At 34.4% G+C, this 15,241-nt stretch carries 12 protein-coding genes; 4 read left to right on the top strand and 8 right to left on the bottom strand.

What is annotated here, in order from left to right:
- Window positions 1-2: 2 nt before the first annotated feature.
- From QY331_00680 to QY331_00690, 3 genes are all read right to left on the bottom strand, one after another.
- Window positions 3-2,837 carry a PAS domain S-box protein gene (locus QY331_00680; GenBank protein ID WKZ69763.1) on the bottom strand — a complete coding sequence of 945 codons (2,835 nt, stop codon included), beginning with the start codon at window positions 2,835-2,837 and terminating at the stop codon, window positions 3-5.
- Between the two features lie 117 nt (window positions 2,838-2,954).
- On the bottom strand, window positions 2,955-4,271 hold the full coding sequence (locus QY331_00685; GenBank protein ID WKZ69764.1) for a carboxypeptidase-like regulatory domain-containing protein: 1,317 nt from the start codon (window positions 4,269-4,271) through the stop codon (window positions 2,955-2,957).
- 39 nt (window positions 4,272-4,310) lie between these two features.
- Window positions 4,311-4,805, bottom strand: coding sequence for a hypothetical protein (locus tag QY331_00690; protein WKZ69765.1), 495 nt, complete (start codon window positions 4,803-4,805; stop codon window positions 4,311-4,313).
- 262 nt (window positions 4,806-5,067) lie between these two features.
- Between QY331_00690 and dgt the strand changes: the two genes are divergently transcribed.
- The 3 genes from dgt (at window position 5,068) to QY331_00705 (ending at window position 7,119) form a co-directional block, all read left to right on the top strand.
- Window positions 5,068-6,336: a dNTP triphosphohydrolase gene (gene dgt, locus QY331_00695; protein WKZ69766.1), complete on the top strand. Its 1,269-nt coding sequence runs from the start codon at window positions 5,068-5,070 to the stop codon at window positions 6,334-6,336.
- Window positions 6,337-6,469: 133 nt separating this feature from the next.
- Window positions 6,470-6,724, top strand: coding sequence for a hypothetical protein (locus QY331_00700; protein WKZ69767.1), 255 nt, complete (start codon window positions 6,470-6,472; stop codon window positions 6,722-6,724).
- Window positions 6,721-7,119, top strand: coding sequence for a type II toxin-antitoxin system VapC family toxin (locus QY331_00705; GenBank protein ID WKZ69768.1), 399 nt, complete (start codon window positions 6,721-6,723; stop codon window positions 7,117-7,119). Before QY331_00700 ends, QY331_00705 begins: the two co-directional genes overlap by 4 nt.
- A 60-nt stretch (window positions 7,120-7,179) precedes the next feature.
- Here the strand turns inward: QY331_00705 and QY331_00710 are convergent, their stop codons facing one another.
- From QY331_00710 to paaZ, 3 genes are all read right to left on the bottom strand, one after another.
- Window positions 7,180-8,403 (bottom strand): 4-hydroxy-3-methylbut-2-enyl diphosphate reductase, encoded by a 1,224-nt coding sequence (locus tag QY331_00710; GenBank protein ID WKZ69769.1) that lies wholly within the window; start codon window positions 8,401-8,403, stop codon window positions 7,180-7,182.
- Window positions 8,404-8,533: 130 nt separating this feature from the next.
- Entirely contained in the window at window positions 8,534-9,058 is a 525-nt protein-coding gene (locus tag QY331_00715; protein ID WKZ69770.1) for a DUF2911 domain-containing protein, read from the bottom strand.
- Window positions 9,059-9,106: 48 nt separating this feature from the next.
- A complete protein-coding gene (gene paaZ / locus QY331_00720; GenBank protein WKZ69771.1) occupies window positions 9,107-11,143 on the bottom strand; it encodes a phenylacetic acid degradation bifunctional protein PaaZ in 2,037 nt (678 codons plus the stop codon).
- 112 nt (window positions 11,144-11,255) lie between these two features.
- On the opposite strand from paaZ, the gene QY331_00725 reads away from it, so the two are divergent.
- On the top strand, window positions 11,256-12,119 hold the full coding sequence (locus QY331_00725) for a hypothetical protein (protein ID WKZ69772.1): 864 nt from the start codon (window positions 11,256-11,258) through the stop codon (window positions 12,117-12,119).
- A gap of 122 nt (window positions 12,120-12,241) precedes the next feature.
- Here QY331_00725 and QY331_00730 read toward each other — a convergent pair whose 3' ends face one another.
- Both QY331_00730 and QY331_00735 read right to left on the bottom strand, forming a co-directional pair.
- Complete coding sequence (locus tag QY331_00730) at window positions 12,242-14,668, bottom strand: outer membrane beta-barrel family protein (protein ID WKZ69773.1); 2,427 nt, start codon at window positions 14,666-14,668, stop codon at window positions 12,242-12,244.
- 114 nt (window positions 14,669-14,782) lie between these two features.
- Complete coding sequence (locus QY331_00735; protein ID WKZ69774.1) at window positions 14,783-15,217, bottom strand: hypothetical protein; 435 nt, start codon at window positions 15,215-15,217, stop codon at window positions 14,783-14,785.
- Window positions 15,218-15,241 lie beyond the last annotated feature (24 nt).

Genomic DNA, 15,241 nt, shown 5'->3' on the forward strand with positions numbered 1-15,241 from the left:
TTTTAGTTAATTGGTACTAGAACTTCAACTAATGTTCCGCCGTTAGAATTTTCGGTTATCGAAATAGATCCACTTAATAAACTCACTCGCTCTTTCATCCCAATAATTCCGATTGATGCAACATCATCAATTGATTCTTCATTAATGCCTATTCCGTTATCAATAATTTTCATGCTGAATTTATTATCATTTTCTTCAAGTATTACATTTACTTCGGTGGCTTTCGAATGTCTGGCGACATTGGTGAGAGCTTCTTGAAAAACCCTAAATATGCCGACTTTTTTATCATTATCAATTTCTAAATCATCAATTAATTTTTCAAGTTTTGTGTCAATCTTAAATCGTCTTTCAAATTCTTTGAGGTGCCACTCAAGGGCGGGTATTAAACCTAGATGATCGAGCACATCCGGACGAAGTTCTGTTGAAATATCTTGTACAGATTTAATTAACTTTTCAATTAATTTTTCAATCGGTTTAAGATTATTAAGAAGGACTTCCTTTGGGAGTTTTACATTATTTTCTAAATCATCAATTAATAGACCGATATCCATATTAATTGCGGTTAGAACTTGCCCAAGTTCGTCATGTATTTCTCTGGCAATTCTAGTTCTTTCTTCTTCTCTTGTAGATTGTAAACTTGCGGATAAAGCGCGTAATTGTTTTTGTGATTTTAAAAGATCTGCTTCAATTTTTTTGAATTCGGTTACATCCAGACAAGAACCATACATTCCAATCACTTCATTTTTAGAATTAGTTTGTATAATTCCTCTTGTAGATAATATTCTTATCTCCCCATTTGGTCTAACGATTTTTTCGAAATGGAAAAAAGGCCTCGCAGTTTTGATTGAGTTTTGAACATTTTGTAAAACTTCCTCTTTCCCGTCAGGGTGTAGCATGTTTATAAACTTCTCATAAGTTGGAGTAAATGTGTTTTTGTCAACACCAAATATTCTATAGAGTTCGTCTGACCAATAAAGTTGATCTTTCGCGATATCCCATTCCCAACTTCCTAAATGCGCAAGTTGTTCTGCCTGACTTAGTAATAAACGTTTCTTTCTAATGTCATTTTCAATTTTTTTTCTTTCGGTTATGTCGGTTACTATTGCAATAAATCTATTTATATTTCCATCCTCATCTTTGTTATAACTCCAATCAACTTGAACATCAATAATATTATTATCTTTTGTCCTTCGCTTTACAAACTCAGTTTGCGGATTCACCTTACCTTTAATTGCTTTTTCAATAAATAATTTCATGTAGTCAACATCATCTTCTTTTGCCTGAAGTTCCCAGATTTTAGTGCCGACAATTTCTTCAACGTTAAATCCGTGCATTCTGGCAAAAGCGGCATTTGCAACTACTATTGTTCCTTCAACATCTGTTTTAACTATTCCATGGGGAAGTAATTCAAAAATTGTTCTGAACCTCTTTTCGCTTTCTAGAAGTTGCTTTTCAGATAATTTGCGTTCAGTGATGTCTCTGATTGTAGTCAGCGTATAATTTTTATTAAATATCGTAATTGGGCTAACCATAACATCAACCGGAAATTCATTTTTGTCCTTTTTCAAACCGAATAGTTCTAAATGTGCTCCCATTTCTCGTTTACGACGCTGCTGCTGATAATTTTTAATATGTTGGGTATGAACCTCGTGATATTTAGGCGGAATCAATACATTGATAGTATTTCCAATCAACTCATCGCGGGAATATCCAAACAGTTTTTCAACTTGTTCATTTATTTGATTTATAATTCCTTCATCATCTACAACTATTAAAGCATCCGGGGCTGATTCAAAAAGAGTTGAAAATGTTGCTTCACTTTCTATTAATTTTTTTTCAGTAATTCTTCTTTCGGTAATATCTTGTACTAACAGCATACATCCAATATATACTTCCGATTGGTATATATGATTTTTAGTTAACGCGATATGTTTAATTTGGTCATTAAACAATAACTCTCTTTCTTCCGTTGTATTATCATTGAGAAATTCTAATCCATTTATTAGAGAACTAATTTCCTTATAACGAACTTTTGATAATTGAGTATCAAAAACTTTTTCAGCGCTTTTATTCATGTGTAAAATTTTTCTGGCTGAGTCGGTAATGATTATTCCGTCCGACATTGAACTAAAAATGTTATAGGAAAGGTCTTCGATACCCAGACCAAATAATCTATACTTATAAACAGCAACAAATATGAAGATAGATTGAATAACGCTTATTGATTCGGCAATTTGAAAAGATGTTCTTTGATGTAATATGTAAGGCAGCAGTACATTAGAAATTAATGCTATAATAAGTGAAACTAAAGAGCCTGTTATGATAAGCGGAGCTGATTTTTTCAGCAGTTCATTGTTAGAATCAGCAGCCTTTTTGTAAATGAGATATAAAGAAAAACTGCCCGGAAAGGTGATAACCAACATAACAAGCGGGATAAACATCGGACCAATATCTTCATCAGGACCCCAGTAATAATTGTTATAGCCGTCGAATACCAAATCTGTAAGAATTGAAAGTGCAACCGCTGATACAGTTAAAGCGAGAAGAAAATAAAAAATCCAATCTTTTCTTCTATCGATGAATTCATAAGTAAAATTTAGAAACCAGAATCCAATTGACAGCCAGGCAATTGAAGCTAATTTAAAAATAAGAGGAATATAATCTGATGGAATATCTTGCCGAAGTATTATCTCGCAAAAAATCCAAAACGAAAGATTTATCGAATAATAAATATATGCTCTATTAATTCGATTTTTTCTCTTTTGTGCAAAGATATAAATCGCAACAAATCCATTAATTAATAAAGCAATGGTTGGTATAATGGAAAAAATATTCATAAATCCAATCAATTAACTATATCTGAGTGAATTTACGAAAATAATTTTAAGATGAGAAAAAATAAAAGCCCGTCATGTGACGGGCTTGGCTTATAGAGGGGGGAGGTTTATGAGAATTTATGATTGCATATAAATCATGGAATAGATATTTGCTATTGCTTGAATTTGTGTCGAATTTGGTAATGATAGCTCACTGGAGACCGTCGCATTTATACTTGCATAAAATGTAGTATATGCAGTAATCAAAGCTTGAATATTAGCCGCAGCAGCAACCGAAGAATCAAATGTAGATTTTAATGAGGTTTCAATTGCAGTTTCGACAACTGTAAGGGAAGTTGAAATCGAACTGAATGATGACTTAACATTTGATTTAATTGATGATCGGTAATCTGCGTATGCTTGTGAAATTCCGCTTATCGAAGTTGAATTTCTTATAGCAAGCAATAAGTTATTGTTTTCTTCTTCAACATTTTGACGATGCTGTTCGCTTGCACCGGCTTTTTCATGTTCTTCGAGCATTGCTTTGGCAATTAATTTCGCTTTAAAATATGCGTTTCGTTTTGCCATCTCAAATTGTGAATTTGATTCAATGTTGCTATTGAATTTCAACATTGCCTTGCCTGAGATTTCCTCAGTTTGAGCATAATGAGTCATCGAAATAGAAGTATTGATATAACCATTGACCCTTGCATTATAGTATTTTTCCCAAGCAGTTCTGTAAGATGCTTCAGTATCACTGCTAAAATAAAGATCACGTTCAAATTCCTTTTGAGAGCTTTCATCTACGGATTTTGCTTCTTCATATTGTGCGTTTGAGTATCCATAATGTGAGTTTGTTATAGCGGCAGCACGCGCTTCGGCTTTTGCAACTATTGCATTTTTTACTTCAGTGTTTGTTATTACACCGCTTTTAATTTTTGCTGCAAGCTCACTACTTATATGAAAAGCAACGTCATGATAACTAACTACATTCGCCTTATTGTCGGAAACAACCTCAGCGTAAACATCAGCTTCAGCTGTTGTTTCGGTATTCAGTGGAGGACAATAGTTATCATTTGAAGCTGATAACTCAGAACTAATGATAGCTTTCCATTCACTACTTCCTTTTGTGGCGTAGATAACTACATTTGATTTACCTGTCGAGTTAGTATTGATTTCAAAAACTCCATTTGCGTCGGTTTGAACACTTGTTTCGGATGTTGTCACAAGTGTACCGCTTGATGTAATTTCAGCAGTTGTAACTGTTGCTCCTTCCACTCCGGCACTTACTTTATTCAATCCGTCTCCATAGCCGTCATTATCAGTTACACGACCTTTTACTATTGTCTCATTTCCATTTCCATCAATCGGATTTGAATCGCTATCTTCACTACAAGCGACAAGAATAAACGTAGTTAATATTATATATAGCAATGATTTAATGTGCTTTTTCATTGTGATACTCCTTTTTTGTTTTCATTATATAATTATTGCTTAAGGATAAAAGCGAAATCCTAAAGCAAGATCTAATGCTCCCCCGGTTTTAGGTATAAAACCTAAAAGTGGTCCTAATTCAAAGTAAATCTCGAAAGGTGATGAACCAGGATAAAAATCTATACCTACAATACCGCGGACAGCAACTCCAACACCGCGATCTCTTATATAGAAAAGATCTCCTCTATCTTTGTAAAAAAATGATTTACCAGTTCCGAACCCAAGTACTCCCCCAAATCCGGCATGCATTGCGACGTATCTGGAGTTGAATGCGTTGAAATGCCATAAATAATCAGCTCCGATTCTTAACCCGCCGAAATATGAACTACCTAAATTGAAGTTCCATGCGTTTATTTGATTAACATTATACTTTGCAGTTAATCCCGTTGGATCACCAATCGAAATACCAAATCCCCACTCCTTTCTTACTTGTGAATAAGTCGTTATTGTCAGAAGCATTACTATTAGAAGTAAGTATTTGTTGAATGACTTCATTTGATTTGTTCCTTCTCTGTTTTTGGAATAAAATTCATTTATTAAATTTCTTGAGACAAATCTATGTAGTGTGTTTTCGATGTGTTAGAGCAAATCTTATGATTAACTTGAAAAGATTTTACGATTAGGTTTGTGGTTGTTTTTGCTACACGAATTCACTTTTCGGCGAAGATGTGCGAATTAGACTCGATCTATATTAAAAATGAATATAAAATGGACTTTTCTTAAATTAAATCAGTTAATCATATCAATTGAGTAAAATATGAACAACAAATTTTATACTGATTTTGATACTGAGCGTCTGTATGATAGTAAACGGGAAAATGACTATAGAAATGCATTTCAAATTGATAGAGATAGAATCATCCATTCATCGGAGTTTAGGCGACTGCAAGGTAAAACCCAAGTATTTTTGCCGGGTGAATATGATTTTTATAGAACGAGATTAACTCACTCAATTGAAGTTGCACAAATCGGAAGATCAATCTGCAATTTCATTCAACATCATGAAAAAGATTTCTTTAGTGAAGATTATTTTATTGATCCCGACCTAGTTGAATCTGCATGTCTTGCACATGATTTGGGTCATCCGCCATTCGGTCATGCCGGTGAACGAACACTTCATAAATTGATGAAAGAATACGGCGGCTTTGAAGGAAATGCCCAAACTCTTCGCATTATTACGGAAACGCTTTATAGAACCGAAGATTCACGTAAAGGAATGAATCCATGCCGTGCCTTTTTAGACAGCATTCTAAAATATAAAAGTTTATTTAGCGAACTTGAAAATCCTCTCAATCATTATGTATATGATAATCACAAAGAGTACTTGAATTTTGTATTCGGTGGAATAGATATCCATGAAAAATTTGCTCACGGCGAGGAAGCTGATTCATTCAGAAGTATTGAATGCCAAATTATGGATTGGGCAGATGATACCGCTTATGCTATTAATGATATTCAAGATAGTATTACCGGCGGATTTATTAACATAGCAAAACTAGTTAATTATGGAAACAGCACTTCACTAAATAAGAATGAAATTAATTATCTAGAAGAACTGATTAATTGGATAAAAGAAAGTAAGTATAAACCAAAACTCGGTTCGCAAGTTGGTGATTTTATACAAGCATGTTCAATCAAAGAACGCAAAACTTTTCTTGATGATAAAACCAATCGTTATAAATATGTTTTAGTAGTTGACAATAGTTGTTTAGAGAAAGCAAACTTCTATAAAAATATTGCTGTCGATCTTGTTTTTAAGTCAACACAACTGCATCAAATGGAATCTAAAGGCGATTACATGTTAACCAACTTTTTTAGTGTAATGCGCGAAAATTATATTGAAAAAATTTCCGGCATGAAATTAATTCCCGAATTCAGTCACAAAATAGTTGTAAATAGTTCAGATAAATTCGAACGAGCCAGATTAATTTGTGATAATATTGCGGGAATGACTGATTCATTTGCGATGAGATCTTACAGAAGATTGTTTGATCCGAACTATAGTTCTTTGGCTGATTTGGTTTAACCATTGTTTTACATTGGAAATTCACTAATTAACCAAAGAAGATTTGGGTTAGTTCACATCGATTTACGTTTATTTTTAAATAATAATTAACTACTTTTGAACCAAATTGATCCATAAATGGTTCACTATCCAAATGAAATCGATAACATTACATAACATGAATAATAAATTGTACCAGTATCTAACTAGACGAGCAAAGGAAAAGGGTACAAGTTTAAATCAGACTATTAAGTTAATTCTTGAAGAGCACTTCGGAATTCGCTCCCAACAAAATAAGAAGGGAAATGAGTTTCAAGAGTTTTTAGGTGTCTGGGATAAGCGGGAACTAAAACAATTCCAAAAAAGAACCGAGGAATTTAGTAAAGTGAACGAGGACGATTGGAAGTGAAAAAAGTACTGTTGGACACAAATGCATATAGTAATTTGCTCGCCGGTGATGAAAAAGTTTTGAAGGAAATTGAAAATTCGGATATCGTTTTCTTTTCTGTGTTTGTAATCGGCGAATTACTAAGTGGATTTAAGGGTGGTAGTAAGGAGCAGGAAAACAAAAATATTTTAACTCGCTTTTTTGAAAAACCCTCTGTTGAGATTATTAACGCAACAATCGAAACATCCGAATTCTTTGCACACGTAAAGCATCAATTAAAAATGAAAGGTTCTCCGATTCCCATTAATGACCTCTGGATTGCCGCACATGTTTTTGAAACCGGTTCAACATTAATAACTTACGATTCACACTTCCGTAAGATTCCAAGCATTAAACTTTGGGATCGGATAGGTTAATATTCCGGTTATTGAATTAATCGTAAAGACGTTGGATTTGTCTGCCAATAAATGTAAGAATTACTGCTTAAAGCTCTTGATAACTTCTTCAATCGATTTTACATCATTATAAAAAGATAAAATTCTGGTAAGTACTTCATCAACATAAGCATCCGGACAAGATGCACCGCTGGTTAAAACTATTTTAATCGGTTCTTCTTCGGGAAGGTATTTACCGGTTGTCTTTTCTTCTTTTGAATGAATGTTGAAATGTCTAATAGATTTTTCCGAAAGAATTTTGGCTGCATTATTAATGAAGTATGTCGGAAACTTGGATTCTAGTAATTCTACTATGTGTGATGTATTGGAACTATTATATCCGCCGACAACAATAGCCAAATCAGCACTCGTTTCCATCAAACCATAAGTTGCTGATTGATTATCATTGGTAGCATAGCACAACGTATCTCTTGTATCCGCAAAATGGTCTTTGATGTTTTCCTCACCATATTTATCCGACATCGTTCGTTTCAGTAAATCTGCAATCTCTTGAGTTTCTGTTGCTAACATTGTTGTTTGATTTACAACTCCGACTTTCATTAGATCTTTGTAAACATCGAATCCATCCGAATATTTTCCCTTGAAGAATGTATAAAAATCCAATAGGGGAATTTTACCCAGAATTATATTTGCTAAAATCTCAGTTTCTTTTATATCTCTAACAATAACTGACTTGGCATTTCTAACTGAGTGTGAAAATGTTGCGCGAGTTTCTTCGTGGTTATGTTTACCGTGAATTACAACTGTATAATCTTTCTCTCCTAATTCATAAGCACGGTTCCAAACTTTTTCAACAAACGGACATGTTGTATCGTATCGTTCTGTAGGAATTCCCATATGTTTAAGTTTCTTTTCAATTTCGAGTGTAGTTCCAAATGCTGGAATTAATACTATGTCATCACTTGTAATTTCTTCCCATTTGAAATAATGATTTCCTTCAGTATCCATTATAAAATTAATACCACGTTTCTGTAAATCTTCATTGACCCCAGGATTATGTATCATTTCGCTTAAAAGAAAAATTCTTTTGTCGGGATTTTCTTCGACTGTTCTGTATGCAATTTCTATAGCGTTTTCGACGCCGTAACAGAATCCGAAATGACGAGCTATAAAAAATTTAATCGGACCAAAATCTAATTCGGTTGGTGTAAAATCTTTTTTGCGCGGATCGTTTATCTTTCGCAGTTCTTTAATTGTGGAAATTATCGAACTTCTATAATGATCGGGTATATCAAATTTTTTCATAAAATTGTTTTAATCTATAATGAGTTTAATGATGACTTATATTATTAAACAAAAATTACGAAAAATTGTTCAACTTGGAGGGATTAAATAAAATAGGGACAAGCCGTAACTCGTCCCGAAAATTAGATATTTAATTTGTTTCTATTTTGAACGAAACTTCTATCTCGTTCCATTCCAAAACAATATTTGCCGAATAAGGCGAAAGGTAATCTACTGAGAATGTCAGACGTTCGGTGAATTCACTTTTTTGCGGTTTAACTTTAAATCTGAGTTGATCTGCGGCTTCACTATATTTAAAAGCGCCCCATTGTTCCCATTCCTTATTCAAAATGATTGTCCATTCCATTTCCCCGGGAATTGTAAACAAGCTATATTTTCCTTTTGGTACTTCATTTCCTTCAATTCTTACATCGTTGTTAAATTCTATAGTGGTCGCCTCATTAGCCCCGGTTCTCCAAACTTTATCATAGGGAACCAATTCTCCCCAAACAGTACGCTCTTTTACACCCGGTCTGCTGTAATTGATAGTAACTTCTGTATATCCAATAACTTGAGAGATAGAAGCTTTTGGACTCAATCGTGGTTGATCGTTTTGGGCATAAGTTAATGAAACAATAAAAACTCCAAGTAGTAAATTTATTATTATATTTTTCATCTAACTCCTCTTTATAGTTCATATTCTATTGAAAACTGAATAATCAATTTAGTTATCTTCTTTTCTTTCCACAAGTGTAAGTATTGTGTAAACGGCAACAATCTCATCTTCTTGATTTTTTACTTCAACGTACCACTCAACAACTCCGTTTGGCGTATCCTCGGGTTGACGTTTTTCTTTATATGTTTTTCTTTTACAAGTAAGATACGCCTGTATCGTATCACCAATGTATACCGGTTTGATAAACCGAAGATTTTCTAAACCATAATTTGCAAGAACAGGACCTTTAGCCGGGTGAACAAACAATCCGGCTGCTGCTGATAACACAAAGTATCCATGTGCAACTCGTTTTTCAAACATAGATTCTTTGGCGGCAATATCATCCATGTGGGCATAAAAATAATCTCCGCTTACACCGGCAAAATTTACGATATCCGCTTCGGTAACAGTTCTTCTTGGTGAGATTAATGTTTCACCAATTTCCAATTCTTCAAAATATTTTCTGAACGGGTGAATTTTATCGTGTTTGTATTCAGCACCTTTTAAATACTGTCCGCTAACCTTTGTTAACATTGTCGGATGACCTTGAAGAGCAACTCTCTGCATATATTTTAAGACACTTCTTATACCGCCAAGTTCTTCACCGCCGCCGGCACGCCCAGGACCGCCATGCGTCATATGAGGAAGCGGGGAACCATGCCCGGTTGATTCTTTAGCGCATTCTTTGTTTATAATATTAATTCTTCCATGAAATGAACCGCAACCAAGTACAAATTTTTCGGCAATCGTAGAGTCCGCTGTAAATATAGATGCAACTAAACTGCCTTGTCCTAGATTTACAATTTTAATTGCATCTTCAAACGAATTATATGGCATTATCGTATTTACAGGTCCAAACGCTTCAATTTCATGCGGTGATGAATTGTTATGCGGATCATTACACTTTAGCAAAACCGGGTTTACGAATGATGAATCTTTGCTGTGAAATTTTTCATTGCCTTCATATAAAACTTCCATCGATTGTTTAAGTAACTCGATTTTTTCTTTTAACAGTTCAACATATCTTTTTCCGCCAAGTGAGCCCATTCTGGTTTCTCTGTTTGAAGGATCACCTATTTTTATTTTTATTAATCTTTCTTTTATTGCTTCAGTCACTTGAGGCATTAAATTTTTCGGAACTATTGTTCTGCGTATAGCCGTACATTTTTGTCCCGCTTTCGAAGTCATTTCATTGACAACTTCCTTGACAAATAAATTGAATTCTTCCATTTGTGGAGTTATATCCGGACCTAGAACCGAAGCATTTAATGAATCAGCTTCTAAATTAAATCGAACAGAGTTTTTAATAATTGCCGGATGAGATTTAAGTTTTTGTCCCGTTGCAGCAGAACCGGTAAATGTAACTACATCTTGATTTGTTAAGTAATCAAGTAAATCATAAGGTTCACCTAAAATTAATTGCAGCGAACCTTCGGGAAGTAATTCTGATTCAATTATTGCTTCTGTCATTTTTGCGGCAAGATGTGATGAAACCGGGGCCGGTTTTACAACTGCAGGCATTCCGGCTAAAAATGTCGGAGCTAATTTTTCCAACATTCCCCAAACCGGAAAGTTGAATGCATTTATATGGACAGCAACTCCTTGAAGCGGAACACATATGTGCTGACCTATAAAAGTACCTTCTTTCGAAAGCATCTCCATATTACCTTCAACCCAAACTTTACCGTCGGGAATTTCGCGTCTGCCTTTACTTGCATAAGTAAATAATGTTGAAATTCCACCTTCAATATCAACCCATGAATCAATTTTAGTTGCACCGGTCTGGAAAGAGAGTGGATAGAATTCATCTTTGCGAGACATTAAGTATTGAGCAAGTGATTTTAAAATTCTTCCTCGTTGATGAAATGTCATCTCACGGAGTTTTGGTCCGCCAACATTTCTCGCATAATCAAGAGTTTCTTTTAAGTTAATTCCCTTTGATGAAATCTCGGCAATTTTTTCACCGTTGACAGGATTGTATAAAGTTTCAAAATCACCGGTTCCTTCGACCCAATTACCTTTTACATAAGATTTAAGACGTATCAACTATAATCCTCCAGAAAAATTCTATTTAAGACGAAAGGTCTGTTAAATTAATTTATTTTATTGTTGTTAGCAATTTTATTATTCTGTATCAACAAGATTCTGGGGGAGTAAGATGAATAATCTTTTTTTGAGTTCCGTAATCATTTTGCTTTTATCTACATCGTTTTCTTTATCACAGGAGAATACAAACAATAAAGAGCAAATGAATTTGATCGAAACCGAATATGCTTTTGCCGAAACAACAAAAAATTCAACCGTTAGAGATGGATTTTTAAAATACATTGCCGAAGAGGGAATTTTATTCCGTCCCAATCCGGTTAATGGAAAAGAGTTTTTGACAAACTCGGAGGCGAAACCCGGGCTGCTACTATGGTATCCGAATTATTCAATTGTTTCATCATCTGGCGAGATGGGTGTAAATACAGGTCCGTGGGAATTTAAACAAAACGAAAATGATGAATCAATCGCATTCGGACAATTTGTAACAGTATGGGAGAAACAATCTGACGATACCTGGAAATTTTTAATTGATTTGGGAATCAGTCATCCTAAACTTGAAACTGCCGAAGAAGCAAAAATTAATTCAATTGTTGTGAATGTTCCTAGCGATCATGTACAACTAGAGTATAGAGACATAATTTCAATCGAAGAGAATTTTGCTAACGATATTGCAAAAAACCATTACCTGAAGTTTGCAGACAATTCGACAATAATCTTAAGAAATAATAGATTCCCGATTATTGATGAAGAAGTAAAAGAATTCATCTCGACATTAAACGCAAATATTAAGTGGGAAACTTTTGGAGGAAAAGCATCAATCAACAATGATCTTGCTTTCACTTACGGAAAAGGATCCGCGTTAGATGATAAGTTTCAAACAGTTTATGAGTTTTACTATTTGCATGTTTGGGTAATTGAAAATAACCAATGGAAGCTTCTTGCTGATGTAGTAAACGAAATAGAAGAGATTGAATAAAAAAGAGGCTGTTTCAAAAGTAAAGTTTTTATAAAATTGGAACGCAGATACCGCAGATTTGAACTGAATTCCACAGATTGTTTAATTGAAATTTACTTTTGAGACAGCCTCCTTTAATTCATCTAAAACTCTTCACCACTCATGCCGTCTCCTTCGCCATTGTCCGGACGTCGTTCTTGTTTGTAATTGTTAAAATTAAACCTAAGATTTAACATTACATGCGGATTGGACCTTGATCCATATCGATATGAATATAATTCTGGGGTTTCTAGAACAAATTCTCTTTTTGCAGTATTTAGCACATCACGGATTTGTAAGGTTGCTGTAAGTAGATTTTCAAATATTTCATATCTGACGGCGACGTTAGCAAAGAGAAAATCCTCTCTTCTTCCTTGTGATGAAACCGAAGGACTATTATAAATTGCATTTATTTGGAACATTGTTCTTTCACTTAGTTTGATGCTGTTGTTAAAACGAACATTCCAGTTGAAACTATTTCTTGAAAAATCTTGACCGTTTAATTGACCTGCTATTTTATAGTCATATAAGTTGCCAATAAGATTTATATTCCAATTTTTTATCGGATCGAAATTAACAAACAACTCTGTACCAAGTGAAAAATCTTTTCCTACATTTTCAACGGAGTTTAATGTTATTCCATCATCGTAAACCGATCTTACGTTTTCAATTTTGTTGTTCACAACGCGATAATATCCTTCAACAGATACAACCGTATTTCCGATAAATGTTTGATAACCAAGTTCATATGAATCAATATACTCTGGATCCAAAGCGGGATTACCGATTCTCACATTATATGCATCCATCCAAGTAAGAAAAGGTTCGAGTTCCCAACCACGCGGACGATTTATTCTTCTTGTATAGCTTGCCATTAATTGATGCTTGTCTAAAAATTCATATGAAAAGTGTGTTGAAGGGAAAAAGTCCCATGTGTCGATATTAAAATCTTGTCCGGTTCTAACAAGCTCGATTTGCCTTCCTGTATATTCCGCTCTAGCACCAGCCTGAAACCCAAGTCTTCCTAGCTTATTTGAATAAAGCGAATAGATCGCATGGGTTATTTCATCATAATTTGTTTCGTTGTTAAATTCTGGTTGTTCAATATAATCTTCAAAAGTAGATTCATATAATGATAGACTAGTTCTTTCTGTACTTAATTCAATTTCGGTTTGAAAACCGGCTTCGAATTTACTGAATTCAGAAAATGGAAGTGTATAATCAACTTTGCCTCTTATTTCTTTTTCGGGACCACTTTCGGTAGTTCTTTGACCGTTAATAATTTGGTTGCCTTCCTTTAATGAGTTTAGAGTAAATTCATCATTGGTCTCTGATTCGAAACTAAAATCTGCGGTTACTTGGTGACCATTGTTATTAAACTTATGTATGTAGTTAGAGAAAATTGTAAAATCTACTCCGCCGCGTTCACGTTCCGATTTACTAAAATAGAAAAGTTTATTAGGTTCGTTAGATGTCCATTCACTGTAATTGAGATTCGAATTTCCTTGAAATGTTCTATCGGAATATCTACCACCAAATGTGATAATATTTCCTAATCCAAAATCATATGCAATCGAACCGCTTAGTCTTAATCCATTCCAACCACGGTTACCGTCACCCGTCCCATCGTAATAGGAAAAAACATCATTTCTCAAAGTCCAATTTTCTTCTTGTTCGTCCATTTCAAAAATTCGTCTATTATAGTTAGCTGAAAAATTCAAATGAATATCATTTTTCTTATAATCAAAAATTCCTTCCGCACCGTACTGATTATTCAATCCACCGTTTAATTCTACAATTCCGCTTATCCCGGCAAGCTCGGATTTTTTCATTACGATGTTTATAATTCCCGCTGTGCCTTCCGGATCATATTTAGCGGATGGATTTGTTATGATTTCAATGTTCTCGATAGAACTTGCTGGGATTTGTTGAAGTGCATCGGCGGCGTCCATTACGGTTGGACGGCCATCAATTAATACTGTAAAATTACTGCTTCCCCTAAGACTAACATTTCCTTCAATATCAACTGTAACCGATGGAACATTTTCTAAAATATCAACCGCCGAGCCTGAAGCTGCTGTAAGTTGGCTTCCTACATCGATTACTTTTTTATCTATTTCGTATGAGATCGGTGATCTTTGTCCGCTAACAATTATATCTTCAGTTCCATAAGAATGGGGAGTTAAAACAATTTCACCTATATCAATTTGCCCGGGTTTTTGAATTAAAACATTGTCAATAATTTCTGGGTCAAATCCGATAAAACTGATTTTTATGTAATAAGAACCGCGCGGAATTCTTTCAAGAAGAAAAATGCCTTCTTTATTTGTAATAGTGCCGGTGACTTGTGAGCTGTCTTCCGAATTGAAAAGTACAATATTGGCAAATTCCATTGGAGTACCGGTTCCAACTTCTATGACTTTACCGGTGATTGATGGAGGCGGCATTCCGCTTCTACCACCTTGTTGTGCCAAAGAGTGTGTTGAAAAAAAGATTATAATGAGAAAGAAGAATAGTTTAGTAATTCGCATAAATATCCTAAATATTAAAATTTGTTATAACGTTTAAACAAAAATAATGTGGAAAAAGTTTAACGAGGAAAAAATCCGGGTAAAAAAGTTTACCCGGTTAAAAATGAGGAAATTCTACTTGGAAATAGTATATGTTCCCGATACAACACCTGCAAATGGAGTTGGCGGAAACTTGAAACTTCCGGCAATATTATTCCCGTTAATTGTTCCGGTTAAAACTTCATCAACTTCCGTTCCTAAAGAGTACTGAAAACTGCTATTTACAACTTCAGCCATTCCTGAGCTTATTGATCTTGAAAAAGTACCACTTGCTGTCCCGCTTCCGGTCTGGACTGAATAATGAATTTCATAACTTGTAACAAATGCTTTCCCATCGACGTTCGAAATGGTAATAGTCATCGTAGTATCCATACTATTTTTCCCTGAATAAGTTCCAACACTAGCCGGATCTTCCGGTTTGGTTGGATTTGAATCGTCATCGCTGCTGCAAGCAGCAAAAATCAGAGTTAAAAATAATACAAATACTAAAAGCTTGTTAGTTTTGTTCAAGGCTAAATCTCCTGGATTATTATT

The organism is Melioribacteraceae bacterium (assembly GCA_030584085.1).
Lineage (GTDB): Bacteria > Bacteroidota > Ignavibacteria > Ignavibacteriales > Melioribacteraceae > SURF-28.